Annotated in this window: 14 protein-coding genes; 5 read left to right on the top strand and 9 right to left on the bottom strand. The window is 36.3% G+C overall.

Annotated features, from left to right (window positions below; genetic code table 11):
• Positions 1–37: 37 nt before the first annotated feature.
• The 7 genes from AO843_RS25135 to AO843_RS12645 form a co-directional block, all read right to left on the bottom strand.
• Entirely contained in the window at positions 38–709 is a 672-nt protein-coding gene (locus AO843_RS25135; RefSeq protein ID WP_231630138.1) for an ATP-binding cassette domain-containing protein, read from the bottom strand.
• On the bottom strand, positions 690–1535 hold the full coding sequence (locus tag AO843_RS25130) for an ATP-binding cassette domain-containing protein (RefSeq protein ID WP_231630137.1): 846 nt from the start codon (positions 1533–1535) through the stop codon (positions 690–692). The genes AO843_RS25135 and AO843_RS25130 overlap by 20 nt, the downstream gene beginning before the upstream one ends.
• 461 nt (positions 1536–1996) lie before the next feature.
• Positions 1997–2782: an AraC family transcriptional regulator gene (locus tag AO843_RS12665; protein WP_054611464.1), complete on the bottom strand. Its 786-nt coding sequence runs from the start codon at positions 2780–2782 to the stop codon at positions 1997–1999.
• Positions 2783–2795: 13 nt separating this feature from the next.
• Positions 2796–3371 carry a LysE family translocator gene (locus tag AO843_RS12660; protein WP_054611463.1) on the bottom strand — a complete coding sequence of 192 codons (576 nt, stop codon included), beginning with the start codon at positions 3369–3371 and terminating at the stop codon, positions 2796–2798.
• A 79-nt stretch (positions 3372–3450) separates the two neighbouring features.
• The gene (locus AO843_RS12655; protein WP_054611462.1) at positions 3451–4419 is read right to left on the bottom strand and encodes an MBL fold metallo-hydrolase; all 969 of its coding nucleotides are present in this window, start codon (positions 4417–4419) and stop codon (positions 3451–3453) included.
• An 18-nt stretch (positions 4420–4437) separates the two neighbouring features.
• Positions 4438–4815, bottom strand: coding sequence for a hotdog family protein (locus AO843_RS12650; protein ID WP_054611461.1), 378 nt, complete (start codon positions 4813–4815; stop codon positions 4438–4440).
• 653 nt (positions 4816–5468) lie between these two features.
• Positions 5469–6908 carry a MocR-like pyridoxine biosynthesis transcription factor PdxR gene (locus AO843_RS12645; protein WP_054611460.1) on the bottom strand — a complete coding sequence of 480 codons (1440 nt, stop codon included), beginning with the start codon at positions 6906–6908 and terminating at the stop codon, positions 5469–5471.
• Positions 6909–7258: 350 nt separating this feature from the next.
• On the opposite strand from AO843_RS12645, the gene qoxA reads away from it, so the two are divergent.
• The 4 genes from qoxA to qoxD all read left to right on the top strand — a co-directional run bounded on the left by qoxA (position 7259) and on the right by qoxD (position 11034).
• Positions 7259–8137 carry a cytochrome aa3 quinol oxidase subunit II gene (qoxA, locus tag AO843_RS12640; protein ID WP_054611459.1) on the top strand — a complete coding sequence of 293 codons (879 nt, stop codon included), beginning with the start codon at positions 7259–7261 and terminating at the stop codon, positions 8135–8137.
• Positions 8138–8205: 68 nt separating this feature from the next.
• Positions 8206–10155 carry a cytochrome aa3 quinol oxidase subunit I gene (qoxB, locus tag AO843_RS12635; RefSeq protein ID WP_054611458.1) on the top strand — a complete coding sequence of 650 codons (1950 nt, stop codon included), beginning with the start codon at positions 8206–8208 and terminating at the stop codon, positions 10153–10155.
• Entirely contained in the window at positions 10152–10748 is a 597-nt protein-coding gene (gene qoxC, locus AO843_RS12630) for a cytochrome aa3 quinol oxidase subunit III (RefSeq protein ID WP_054611457.1), read from the top strand. The genes qoxB and qoxC overlap by 4 nt, the downstream gene beginning before the upstream one ends.
• 1 nt (position 10749) lies before the next feature.
• The gene (gene qoxD / locus AO843_RS12625) at positions 10750–11034 is read left to right on the top strand and encodes a cytochrome aa3 quinol oxidase subunit IV (RefSeq protein ID WP_054611456.1); all 285 of its coding nucleotides are present in this window, start codon (positions 10750–10752) and stop codon (positions 11032–11034) included.
• A gap of 64 nt (positions 11035–11098) precedes the next feature.
• On the opposite strand, the gene AO843_RS12620 is transcribed toward qoxD, so the two are convergent.
• On the bottom strand, positions 11099–11653 hold the full coding sequence (locus tag AO843_RS12620) for a helix-turn-helix domain-containing protein (RefSeq protein ID WP_054611455.1): 555 nt from the start codon (positions 11651–11653) through the stop codon (positions 11099–11101).
• 134 nt (positions 11654–11787) lie between these two features.
• On the opposite strand from AO843_RS12620, the gene AO843_RS12615 reads away from it, so the two are divergent.
• Positions 11788–12987, top strand: a complete 1200-nt coding sequence (locus tag AO843_RS12615; protein WP_054611454.1) for an MFS transporter — start codon at positions 11788–11790, stop codon at positions 12985–12987.
• A 236-nt stretch (positions 12988–13223) separates the two neighbouring features.
• Here the strand turns inward: AO843_RS12615 and argH are convergent, their stop codons facing one another.
• Positions 13224–14546 carry an argininosuccinate lyase gene (argH, locus tag AO843_RS12610; protein WP_197278920.1) on the bottom strand — a complete coding sequence of 441 codons (1323 nt, stop codon included), beginning with the start codon at positions 14544–14546 and terminating at the stop codon, positions 13224–13226.
• Positions 14547–14549: the final 3 nt, after the last annotated feature.

Raw genomic sequence — 14549 nt, 5'->3', positions numbered from 1 at the left:
GATTTCTTTTTTACAGGAAATCGACTTTTTGTATTGCCTATTTCTTGATTAATCCTTCATTTGTTAGTTCGTAAATGGTTGTTGCTACTTCTTTTAAATAACGGCGATCATGCGAAACACTAATGATGGCCCCACTATATTGCGCTAACGCATGACACAGGACAGGCGTTGTCAAAGGACTAAAATTTCTCGTCGGTTCATCCAAAATCAATATTTCGCAACCATCCATGATCATTTTTAACAAAAGTAGCTTTGCTTTCTGACCACCACTTAACTGTCCGATCTTCTGCTGCATTTCATCGCTAGTAAATTTCACGCTACCCATATGTGTAAAAGCTTTTGTCATGGCTTCCTTATCACCTGTTCTTTCTAGAAAACTAATAGGTGTTTGATTTGGGTCCAAAAGCTCCTCATAATTTTGTGGCATGTATCCTATTTTAAAAGAAGAATGATCCTTTAACGTGTCTATTATCCTTTTTAACAAGGTTGATTTTCCTACACCATTTTCACCAATAATCGCCACCTTCTCGGGTCCTATGATGGATAATTTTATATTTTTGGATAATTGTTTGTTTGCTATTTCAAGTGTTTCTAATGATAGATCTAGAATTTTTTTGTGGCGATGTACATGTATGGAGGAATCAAAATAAAATTCGCTTGCCTCTTCTACACTTGGAATCTCGATAAAATTATCTGTAGCTCTGTCCATACGCTTCTTTTGATTTTTTAATGATTTTACTTTTTTTTTGTAATCTTGGGTCCGAGCGAGCTACATGTTGATGCTGATGCTCTGCCTTATTCCAAACATCATGCCGCTTTTCCATCTGTTTTTTATAATCGGCTGCTTGCTTTCTCGCTACCTGCTCTTGTTTTAGTAAATCGTTTTCTCGATGGGCAAGGTATGTTTCATAGGGCTCTCTTGAAAATGTGTATTTGGGTGTTTGCTTGCGATTAGTAAGCTCAATATGAATAATAGCATTCGCTGTATTTTTAATAAATGTTTCATCATGAGAAACAAATAAGATGGGTATGGTAGTTTGTTGCATGAATGTTTCCAGCCAGTCTATTGTGCCTATATCTAGATCGTTTGTCGGTTCATCCAGTAACAGAACATCAGGATTCATAGAGAGTAATTTTAGGAACCGATATTTAAATCGCTCCCCTCCTGAAAAATCACTGATTGTTTGATTTGAAACTAAGGATTCAATTCTAAAATCATCCATTGCTATTAACAATTCTTTATTCCAACTATTTTCAATAAATAATTCTGTGATGGTTAACATTTTTTCCTGTACTGATAGTTCCTGTGAAAGATATCCTAGCAAATAGCCGTCCTTATGAATTTTCCCTTCATAGGTACAATAATCAGTCAACAATTGTTCGTTGTAGATACATTTTAATAATGTGCTTTTCCCATTGCCTTCTTCTCCAATAATGACAATTTTGTCGCCTTTTTGAATGCTAAGCTGGAATTGATCTATTAATGTACGATTGTCTTTCGTCGTTTTGATGGTAAGGTTTTGAATTTCGATCATGTAAATGCTCCCTTCGTTATTTCTTGTGTAATCATTGTTTATTAGTTGCTCATATGCATCACCCCGAACTTTGATAAAAACAAAAAAGATGCCTCTGTTTATAAACAGAAGCATCTTGCTCAATTAAAATATTCTCCCTATGTATCAATTGTACCGTCGGCATAATGGCGTCCAGATTTTTCAATCTGTGACAACCGTTTGAGATTTTATTTGATTCAGCAGACGTTCGAAAACTCGTCGTCTAGCTTTCGGTACAAAACATTTTCTGAATCAACATAAACAGTCATAGAGTGGTAAATTCTAAATATGATAGGTGAATAATAGCTTCTTGTTTATTTAAGTTGAAATTAAGTTTTCGAATAAATAAACAATGGCTCATATTTTCACCCTCCGATCAAATTAAGTATCTATACTTTAACATTAAATTCTATTTATTGTCAATTTTATTACCGCCTTTCACTTTATCCACTATTTTTAATAATAGATACATATTCAAATGCTGTTATACCAAAAATACTTTTAAAATGCTTGTTTAAATGAGGTAAATCAACAAATCCACATTGTGCAACTCCAGCATAAATATCACCTGTTTGCTCGATAATGGATTTAGCCCGTCCAACCTTGCAATTTAAGAAGTATTGATAAGGAGTAATCCCAGTGTGCTTTTTAAAAAGACGAATGAGTTGGAATGTCGTCAATTGTAGCTCCTGACAAATATCTTCTATTTTTAGTACATCTTCAACATGTGAATGTATGATCTCTTTAGCTTTTTTAATAATAAAACTATCCATTTTCATTGACGAATTAAAATCTTGCGCCACTAAGCAGTCCGTTAAATGTAAAAACAACTCATTACATAATGCAGAATTTTCTTCAGTTAAAATAGCATGTGACAGATTTAATATATGGTGCTTTAGACTATTGTTATAGAGAATTGGTTTCTCAAAACTGATCATTTCTCTTTTTTGAATAGCCTCTAATAATAATGGTGGGTCTACGTAAAGCATTACATATTCAAGTCCTTCGCGATTATAAGCCATGCCGTCATGTACTTGTTCAGGATTAAAAAACATAATGCCATTTTGATGTGAAAGCTGCAAATTTCCATCTAGGTGGTAATGCTGAATACCTTTTAACGTGACACCAAATGCATATTCTTGATGAGCGTGTTTTTTATATTTAAAATCTGTAAAGCTGGCCTTTAAAGCTGTAATTCCATCCATTTTTTTATACGTAAAATGCTGCATTTTTTCACCTCTATTAAATCCAAATCATTATTGCTGCGTATATTAAACAAAATGCCATAAAAACATTGACGACTTTTTTATGGTTTTGTAAGAATTGTTTAAAGATTGCGCCAAACAATACCCATAATAAGAAAGCTATAAAACCAATGATAGTAATCGCTAATACACTTAATAATAAGGCGAAAAATGATTCATAGTATGGTAACACAAAGCTTGGAAAAACGGTCATCGTAAATAATACTACTTTAGGGTTTAAAAACTGCATCAAAAACCCTGATTTGAAGTTTCCTGATTTGCTATCATCATCACTCGAAATATCCATTTTATATATTTGGTAAGCAAGATAAAGCATATAAGACGTCCCAATTATTTGCATGATTAGCAAAACTTTTGGCACCCATGTTGAAAACAGTGTATTTAGAAAAACTGATAATACTAGTAAAATAAAAAATGCAATTGTAGAACCATAAGAAAAATGTAAACCTTTTTTGATACCGTAATTCTGTGTCGTTGATAAAATGACTACATTGGTCGGCCCTGGTGTAGCCGTAATAATAAAGCAGTACATTAAAAAAGATGTAATATTCACGAAGCAAACTTCCTTTCAAGTTTATCTCTTTGAATTATTACACCTATTATTAAAATCATTATAGTACAAAATTGCACATTTACTTTGTCCAATTACCTGGTTTCCAATCCTCTTCTATCCATTTTGGATTGGGCGCTTCATATGCTGCTGTCGCTATTAATTTGTCTTGGTGCCACTTTGCGGCTTTAGATCGAATCATTTCATCTAGGAATGGTTGTACAAATTCCTCGGGCTTTGAGCGGAAAGAGTGAACAGCGTAATCGTAAAACCAATTGCAGCTTAGTAGATAAGGGGTGATTTCCCTGCTATTTAAACCATTTTTTATCATCAATGTAAAAGAAAAAATTCGCTTGCAGGCATGCCAAGCCATTTTTTCGGGAGACTCCATCCACTTTTCTAGTCGTTCTCTTGCTTTGTCAATCATTATTAATGGCTCTTCGATAGCCCGCCCGTGACCAGGATACGCCTTTTTTATGGAAAGTGTAGCGAGTCGATCTAAACTTTCAAATGATCGCCTTAAACTGTTTGTCCCTTCTCTAAACATATTCAGCCATCCCACATCATTGTAATGAAATAAATCTCCACAAATCAATAGCTCCTGTTTTGGCTCATATAAAGCTATATGCCCTAATGTATGTCCGGGTGTATGTAAAACTTGGAAAGCACTATGCCCAGTCATTATATGCTGCTCATCTACTAATAACTGTTGTACGACATATTGTTCCACAGGTTGATCTAAAAAATGGGCACCACAGGATTCTACATCACATTGATTTACCATTTCACCTTCCCAAAGATGTGCGGCAACTGGTATATTATACTGCTGTTGAAAATAATGATTTCCTCCAACATGATCGCTATGATAATGAGTATTAATAATGCCATTTAATTGTGCTGGTAAAATCCCAGCAGTCGTTAAAAGTTGCTCAGTTCGTATAATATCGCTTCCAAATCCAGTATCCACTAAAAATATTTGATCATCTTGAATAACAATACTATTGGCACTTGGAAATGGACGTTCGAAAAACAGAATTTCAGTATTTTTCATATGTGCACCCACTTTGCTTTATAAAATAATACCTGAAAAGCTCCCCTTTAATACCTCTTTGTTAAGTTGGTTTATGCATGTAAACGTTGCTGTAATCGCCGTTCGATTTTTTTCATCTGGTTCAAATTGTTCGATTATAACATCACAACGTATGGAATCTTCACTATAAACTGGACGTAAAAACTCAAAATTCATTTTACGCGCTAATACATTATAATCACCCCCAACTTTTGTAGGGAGTGTGGCTGTTAATAGACCTTGAACAACAAAACGACCTTGTTCGTCAGGTGTGATATGATGAACCCCTTCATCTTCGGAAACCTTCGTAAATAAATCAACATCTTCTCTTGTAAATGTTCGTTCAAATGTTATTTTTTCGCCTATCTGTAATACCATCAACATCCCCCTTAGTGAGTAAATAATAAACGATTATAATCAGAATATTAAAACTTATTATCTTATTACTCAACTATTATTACAATCTTTTTTATAAAACCAGCCACCTAGCGCGCTGATGGTATTGCGAAGCTAGGTGGCTGGATGATGTTTTTTAACTAGATTTAATTGGGATATATAAGGAGTGCCTATTTCCCTTATATATTCTGGTGGGCATTAAAATATAATAAGTAGTGACTGCCTTGATTTTTCTCATCAGCAGCTAAAGCTGTAAAACGAGACTGTTAGAACAGGTAAAGCTTTAAAACAAAATTAACGATATGTGTTGTGAATTTTATTACCTCTTTATTAAAAGTGGGCTTCTAGCAAATTTTTGATAAAACCTTCCCGTAGCACTAAACCTACCAGCATTAGTGATCTACCTCATCCTTAATGCCTCGGCATCGCTGTCAAGGTTGCCCTATCACCTTCCCTATTTACAGTTTTCATTACTCGTGCGAATAATTGTGAATCGATCCACACTTCCATGATCGTCGAAAGCCTTGATGGATTGTTGTTATCCATATTTCTATCATAAATACTTTCCCTACTTTTTTAACCGTCCACTTTACTGTTATTTTAGCCATCCACTTGTATATAATTTACAAAAATCATCATCTATCATTTAGGCAATGCAGCGCTTGCGCAAACCTTTTGATTCCCTCGTCGATTGACTCGACATCTTCCCTTGCGTACGTAAAACGGACATATCCCTTTTGCGATCCCATGGTTGAACCAGGCACATATATGACACCTCGTTTAATGGATTCTTCCAGTAATTGAGTTTCATTATAATTTTTCATCAGAACCTGGCACCAAATATGAATGCCACCTTGAGGAATGAAAAACGCCACCTGATCTTTTAAATACGTATTGAGACTCTGTACAATTGTATCGCGCCGTCTTTCTAATTCCTTCACTAAATTTTTTATATGCAAGTTGAAATTGGCGGATTCTAAAAAATCATTGGCTATCCATTGGGTGAAGCTTGAGTGGCCAAAGTCGATTTGTTGCTTGGCATCGGATAGTCTTTCAATAACGGATGTAGGACCAACAATCCATCCAATTCGTAAACCTGAAGCTACAATTTTGGACAAAGAGCTAATGTACAATACGTTTCCGTTTTTATCTAATGATTTCAGGGTTGGACTTTTCTCACCAGAAAAAGCTGTTAAGCTATAGGGATCATCTTCTACCACAGGAATGCCAAGCTTGGAGGATATCTCTAGAATAGCCTCTCTTTTCTTTAAATCCAATGAAGAGCCTGTTGGATTGTGAAAATCAGGATTTAAAAAAATCATTTTAATACGGTGTTTTTTATACAAGGCTTGCAAATCATCCGGATTAATGCCATCCTTATGAACAGGAAGATAATGGATTTGTAAGCCTGCCGATTTAAAAATAGGTAGATTGAAGTTGTAGGAAGGATCTTCAATTGCAACTGCATCTCCAGGCTTTAACAAACATTGGACAATCAAATGTAATGCTTGTTGTGCTCCTGAAGTAATCAGGATGGAAGAAGGTTTTGTGTCAATTCCCCTAGTTTTGATATGTTTCGTAAGGGTCGTGCGTAGGATCTCACTTCCTAGTGGATGGTCATATCCTAGGCTCCCTATAAAAGAACGTGTTGCTGTGATTTCTCTTAATGCACTTTTAGGGAAAAGATCTTCTGATAATTCTCCAGTCGCTAAATTTATTAGTTTGTGTTCCACTGCCTCTTTTCTTATTTTTTGTGTGACAGGTAGATTAGGTAAAAAAGAGCCTGCCTCAATATATCGATTCCAGCTAGGAATTCTTTTCCTTGTAATCCCCCAAATATCTTTACTAATGGTCGTGCCACTTCCTCTATTCCGTTCAATAAGCCCCATTGCTTCTAATTCGTCATATGCACTAACAACTGTACTTCTATTTACGTTCAAAGTATTCGCTAAATATCGTTCTGATGGTAAAGGTTTATCAGGCGGAAATGTCCCATCAGCAATCCCTTTTTCAATATATTCTGCGAGTTGTTTATAGATAGCTTTTTTTGCATTTCGATCTGGTTTCCAATCCATATTTTCTCACCTCAATAGTGCTTCTTATTTCTAGCTTTGTCTGGAAAGCTAAAATATCAATCATAGTATAATGTCATTTCTATCGAACCGTCCACTTTCTTATTACTTTCCCCATCCACTTTAAATTTCAATCTATAGGACCCTATGATAACACTTACTAGATGTGTATTCCTCTCCAAAATATTATTCTGAAATCACTTTTCTTGTTTGAGAACATTCTGTGTTATCTTGCAAAACGCCTTGTCTTTCAAAGTATGTGCCACTATGATAAAAATCAATTGTGAATCAAAATCCATGCAAACCCATAGTAGCCGATAGCACTTCAAAGAATCAGTTAAAGGGGTTTGTTTATGAAAAAAAGTTGGCTCAGATTAATTGGTCTTTTCACTATTGTCACTATGTTAACCGGTTGTGACCCGTTATTAGTATTAGATCCAAAAGGTCCTCAAGCTCAAGTACAAGCCAAAGATATTATGCTATCGATAGGGATTATGTCCTTTATCGTACTAATCGTTTTTGTGATTTTAGCTTATATGTTAATGAAATATCGTGCTTCTAAGCAAAGTCCCGACTATAAGCCTCCCCACATTAAAGGGAGTACAATGGTTGAAATAATTTGTGTAGGCATACCTGTTTTAATTGTTGCGTACATGTCTATTATTTCTGTTCAAAGTAATTATAAGGTGGAATCGACGCCAGAAAAATATAAAAATGAGAAACCATTGGTCATTTATGCTTCAACCTCTAACTGGAAATGGCATTTTAGTTATCCAGAAGAAGATATTGAAACCGTAAATTATTTGTATATCCCTGCAGAGCGTCCAATTGAGTTCAAACTTTACTCGTATGGACCGATTACTAGTTTCTGGATTCCTCAACTGGGTGGGCAAAAATATGCGATGGCCGATATGGTGAATACTTTGCATTTGGCCGCGGATATGCCCGGAGAGTTTATGGGAAGAAATGCAAACTTTAACGGCAAAGGGTTCGCCGAAAATACGTTTAACGTTACAGCGGTGACTCATGATGAATTTAATGATTGGGTAAAGGAAGTAAAAGAAACAGCAGATCTATTAACGGAGGAAAAATTTAATACGTTATTAGAACCAGGACATGTGGGACAGTCCACTTACAATGGAACACATTTAACTTTTCTGCCTGCACCTGAGGGTGAAAATGGTGGACATCAGCATGGTTCTTCTCACGTAAAAGATCATGCATCTCAATAAAACAATCTTGAAATTCTCGAAATGAACTAGTTTACGATAAGGTTTATGTCGAAAGGAGACATAGTCAGATGGATTACTTTGAACGATTTGCGATACCACATCCAAGCCCAGCTATTTATGCCTCAATGGTCGCTATTGGTCTTACGGTGATAGCGATGATTGTAGGATTAACCTATTTTAAAAAATGGGGCTACCTTTGGCGTGAATGGTTAACAACAGTTGATCATAAACGAATTGGTATTATGTATTTAATTTCAGCTCTTCTTATGCTTTTCCGTGGTGGAGCGGACGCTATTATGATGCGAGCACAAATGGCAGTACCTGACAATAAATTATTAGATGCACAGCATTATAATGAAATATTTACGACACACGGAACTGTTATGATTATATTTATGGCCATGCCGTTTATTATGGCGTTTATGAACTACATTGTGCCACTTCAAATTGGCGCAAGAGACGTGGCCTTTCCACGTTTGAATGCTTTAAGTTTTTGGCTATTTTTCATGGGGGCCATGCTATTAAACATTTCCTTTGTAATTGGCGGCTCTCCTGATGCTGGCTGGACGAATTATTTCCCTCTTGCTAATAATGAATTTAGTCAATCTGTAGGAACGAACTATTACTTGTTTGCTCTACAAATTTCAGGCCTTGGTACATTAATTACTGGTATTAACATGATTGTGACAATTCTCAAAATGCGAGCACCAGGTATGACATTAATGAAAATGCCAATGTTTACGTGGTCTTCTTTCGTGGCAAATGTAATTATCGTTTTTGCCTTTCCTGTATTAACGGTAGCACTTGTCATGGGAACTTTTGACCGCCTATTTGCAACGAATTTCTTCACAACATCCAACGGCGGTATGGATATGCTGTGGGCGAATTTCTTCTGGGTATGGGGACATCCCGAGGTTTATATCCTGATATTACCAGCCTTTGGACTTTACAGTGAGATTATTTCTACTTTTTCTGGACGCAATCTCTATGGCTATAAATCGATGGTCGGTTCAATGGTCATTATCTCCTTCCTATCGTTTTTAGTATGGACCCATCATTTCTTTACGATGGGACAAGGCGCTTTAACAAATAGTATTTTTTCAATAACAACGATGGCCATTGCTGTGCCGACTGGGGTAAAGATCTTTAACTGGTTATTCACCCTGTGGAAAGGAAAAATTGTCTTTACAACGCCAATGCTTTACTCCATGTTGTTTATCCCTACGTTTACAATAGGTGGCGTAACGGGCGTGATGCTTGGTATGTCAGCAGCTGACTACCAATACCATAATACAATGTTTTTAGTAGCACACTTCCATATGGTGATTATTCCAGGTGTTGTATTTGCGATGTTAGCAGGCTTACATTACTATTGGCCAAAAATGTTTGGCTTTATGTTAAATGAAAAAATAGGAAAAGTAACGGCCTGGATTATTGCGATCAGTACCTTACTAGCCTTTATGCCGATGTTCTTCTCTGGTTTAGATGGACAAGCACGCCGTATGTACACTTACTCAGCATCCACAGGTTTTGGTATGTGGAATATGATTTCTTTTATCGGTGCAATTGGCCTTACAATTGGCTTTATCTTAATTGTTTACAACGTTTATTACAGCATTCGTTATGCTCCAAGAAACGTTGGCTCAGATCCATGGGACGCACGCACTTTAGAATGGACTACACCTAGTCCTGTGCCGTACTATAACTTTGCAAAGGTGCCGCATGTGATTTCAACAGAGGCTTTATGGGATGCAAAATATCGTCAGCATGATTTGTTCCCAGAGCAATATGAAAACATTCATATGCCTAATAACAGTGGTGTACCTTTCATTTTAGGCTGTATCTTCTTTGCATGGGGCTTCTCATTTGTATTTGGTATGTGGATTCCAACCATTGTTACAACTATCGGTATTTTTGTTTGTATGGCACACCGTTCGTTGGAAAAAGATCCAGGACATTATGTTTCTGTCGAAAAAGTGAAAGCAACGGAATCGAAATTGCGAGGTAGTCAATCATGAAAATCGATCAATCACTTCCTTTAGAATATAGTACACAGCAAAATCAATTGAATATTTTAGGCTTTTGGGTATTTATCGGTGCTGAAATCATGCTCTTTGGGACGCTGTTCGCAGCTTACTTTGTTTTGGTAGATCGTACTGGAAATGGCCCTACAGGAGCTGACATTTTTGAAATTACACCTGTTTTATTTGAAACTTTTATTCTCTTAACAAGTAGCTTTACCATTGGCTTAGGCATACATGCCATGCGCAAAGGTTATACGAAAGCGATGATAACGTTCTATGTTTTGACACTACTACTTGGTGTAGTATTTATTGGTTTTGAAGTTTATGAGTTCATTCACTATGTGCATGTTGGTGCAGGATTACAAACAAGTGCCTTTACAGCAACCCTTTTGACAACATTAGGGACGCATGGTGCGCACGTCACATTTGGGGTGTTCTGGGGCATGTTTATTGTCTACCAACTAATTCAGCGTGGGTTGACACCTGAAACAGCCAATAAATCTTTCATCTTCTCTTTATACTGGCACTTTTTAGATGTGGTCTGGATCTTTATCTTCAGTTTCATTTACTTGAAAGGAATGGTTTGAAATGAGTGATTTATTCCCACTAAAACAAGTTATGGGATTTGCCCTGTCGATTATCCTTACCATCATTGCAGCATGTGTGTATTTTTTTGATATGTCAATGCCCATTACCATGACAATACTTTTAGTCACAGCATTTATTCAGGCCGGCTTACAGTTAGTCGTCTTTATGCATGCTAGTGAAACAAAGGATAAGCCTGCAATCTATACCAATATCTATTATGCGTTGATCATTGCGCTCGTTACCATTTTCGGGACGTTATTATGTATGATTTGGGGTTATCTATAGAAGCGAAATAATTGAAAAACGTCCTTTACTGTTCAAAGTAAGGACGTTTTTTTTTAGACAAAAACTATGGAGTTGTATAGGTTAGAGACTGCATTAAATGCACTTTTTCGTTGGAACGATTGATGTATGTGTGTAGCTCTTCACCATTAAATTTAATGACATCCCATTGGTTTAATTGATGATTTTTCTCCCCTACCTTCATTTCCAATTGACCATTTAATACTAGCACAATTTCCTCGGACCCTGCTAAGTGATACTCACTGTATTCACTATTAGGTTCAATACAACTTCTATACCATTCAGTTCCGTTCGTTCTAAATAATGGTTCGACAAACCAGTCATTATTTTGTCCTGCTAATTGGTAATCTGCGCCAAAACGATGGACCTCTACATTTTCCTCAAAGGATAATAAAGAAACAAGTGGAATATTAAGCCCTCTACATATTTTCCAAAGGATATTGAGCGTTGGATTTGTTTCCCCTCTTTCAATTTTCCCTAACGTTAGCTTACTGACACTACTAATATTTGCGAGCTCTTCAAGACTCATCCTTTTGTTTTTTCGAATCTCTCTTAATTGAATGCCTACTTGACTAGATAAATCCATATTTCCCTCTTGCAATATTTCGCACCCCTTCCATTGACTTTGTATATTAAGTATATTATAGTATACAAGTCGATAAATTATAGTTTATCTTACATATAAAAAGTTAACTATAGTATATCAAAAAATAATTAAAAGAGGTGTTTTCAGTTATGGCGAAATCAAAAAACTTTCCGATTATTTGGAGCGTTTTTTCTTTGTTTATACTATCTATGAATCTACGAGCTTCGATAACATCTATTTCACCAGTATTGAAAAATATTCAAATGGATTTGCAGATGACGAGCGTTGTAGTCAGTTTACTAACAGCCCTACCCGTGTTTTGTATGGGGGTATTTGCACCATTGGCTGGTAAGCTAAGTGAGCGATGGGGCATTGAATGGACGATTGGTGTATCCGTTTTATTAATTGGTGTATCAACAGCTTTACGGTTAGTGGCAACTTTTCCTTTATTTTTATTATTAACCGCTATTCTTAGTGGGATAGGTATTGCCATTACAGGTCCACTGATTTCAGGCTATATCAAAAAGGAATTTCCTAAATATTCTTCTACTATGATCGGTGTATATTCAGCGGGGATGGGAATTGGAGCGTCTTTAAGCGCTGGTTTAGTCGTGCCTGCTATGCATGCTTTTCACCAATCTTGGAACGCAGCTTTAGCAATTTGGTCGGTATTCGCTCTAGTGGGTTTCATTGTTTGGATTCCTATTATCAAAAAATCAAAGCAAACTCAAGAGGCAATAGAGAAATCCGTCAGTCAAAAAAGCCGATTACCTTGGGGAAATCGATATGTTTGGCTCCTTATGGTCATGTTTGGTTTACAATCAGGTGTTTATTATTCTCTAGCGACATGGCTCGCTCCAAAAGTACAGGATATGGGATATAGTGACGCCTACGCCGCAACAACAGTAACCATTTTTTCTGTAATGCAGATGATATGTAGCTTTATTATTCCAATTATTATTAATAATAGTGTGAAGAGAAAGCCTTGGATGCTCCTCTGTGCGTTAAGCTCCTTTATAGGCATCCTATTATTAATAATTGGTGGGATCTCTCCGATTCTTTGTGCCACATTAACAGGGATTGGTGCTGGCGGATTATTCCCATTGGCAATGATTCTGCCTTTAGATGCAACGACTACACCAAAAGATGCAAGCGAATGGACAGCCATGATTCAATTTGGTGGCTATATTATTAGTGGGATTATTCCTATGCTTGTTGGGGTCATAAAAGATGTAACAAACACATTTGATGTGGCCCTTTTCGCCTTATTATTTATAATCATCGTCATCATGGCGCTTGCGTTAAAAGTTAAAACAAAAACGGAATCAACTATTCGCGTTCTTTCCTAGCAGACAAAGGGAGAGTCTATCATATGACTCCCCCTTTCTTGCTACAACGAAACTATTATCCTGATACAACCAAAAGCACTCAAAACCCTGCTCGTTTTATTATAATCTTACAATAAAATTGAGAATAAATATTCAACTGCTACTACCTGAGATCTCATACAACTATTGATCGTTTAAAAAACCGTTATTTTGACAAATTTCTTTGTCAAGATAACGGTTAAATTTACATCTGGTTATTATGTTAATAAGCCTACTTTAATCCCTTTATTTAATATATTTTGATAGTCAATATAGTCATAGATATCCTCATCGATAAATGAACTCAAGTCTTTCAACTCATCCATTGTTAAATCTTCAATGGCCTTGTCATGATCCTCACAATAAATAACGATCGAACCAACAATACTGTGGGCATCTCTGAAGGCAACCCCTTTGCTCACTAAATAATCGGCAACCTCCGTTGCATTCAGAAAACCGCCTTTGACAGCTTTTTTCATATTTTCTTTGTTCACCTTCATAGTAGCAATCATTTTAGACATGATTTGAAGGCAAGATAATACAGTATCCAATGCGTCGAAAAATGGCTCTTTATCTTCCTGCATATCTTTATTGTAAGCAAGTGGTAAGCCCTTCATCGTTGTTAATAATGAAGTTAGTGAGCCATAAACTCGTCCAGTTTTACCTCGTATAAGCTCAGCTGCATCAGGATTTTTCTTTTGTGGCATAATACTGCTGCCTGTCGAGTATGCATCATCAATCGTAACAAATTTAAACTCCTGGCTACTCCATAAAATTAATTCTTCACTTAATCGACTTAAATGCATCATGATAATCGAAAAATCAGACATTAATTCTAATAGATAATCGCGATCGCTTACACCATCTAGAAAATTATCGACTGGTTTTGAGAAGCCTAACGCTGAAGCCGTGATCTCACGATTGATAGCATGAGTAGTCCCTGCTAAAGCGCCACAACCAAGCGGACTTTCATTCATTATCTCAATAGCTTTGAGAATTCTTTTTTTATCACGATTTAACATATTGTAGTAGGCCATCAAGTGATGTTGAAAAGTAATGACCTGCGCACGCTGAAGATGCGTATATCCAGGCATAATCACGTTATTGTCTTTTGCTTTTTGTTCTAAACTATTTTGTAAATCTTCAATTGTTGCAATAACTTCCAGCGCTTTATTTTTAGCATAAAGCCTAATATCTGTTGCTACTTGGTCATTTCGACTTCTCGCTGTATGAAGCTTTTTACCTGTTTCGCCAATTCGTTGAATCAAATTGGACTCTACAAAACTATGAATATCTTCATAATTCCCTTCAATTAACAATGTGCCATTGTCAATATCCTCTAAAATAGAAAGAAGCGCGCTGACAATATCTTGTCCTTCTTGCTCTGTTAGTAAATCGCATTGCACCAACATATTGACATGTGCAATACTCCCTTTTATATCTTCCTTGTAAAGTCTTTGATCCACCTTCAGTGAACTGTTGAAATCCTCCATTAATTTGTTTTCTTCTTTTCTAAAGCGACCGCCCCAAAGTTTCATCATCCA

Source organism: Lysinibacillus sp. ZYM-1, assembly GCF_001308875.1.
Lineage (GTDB): Bacteria > Bacillota > Bacilli > Bacillales_A > Planococcaceae > Lysinibacillus.
This window is presented reverse-complemented; position numbering and strand designations above follow the sequence as displayed.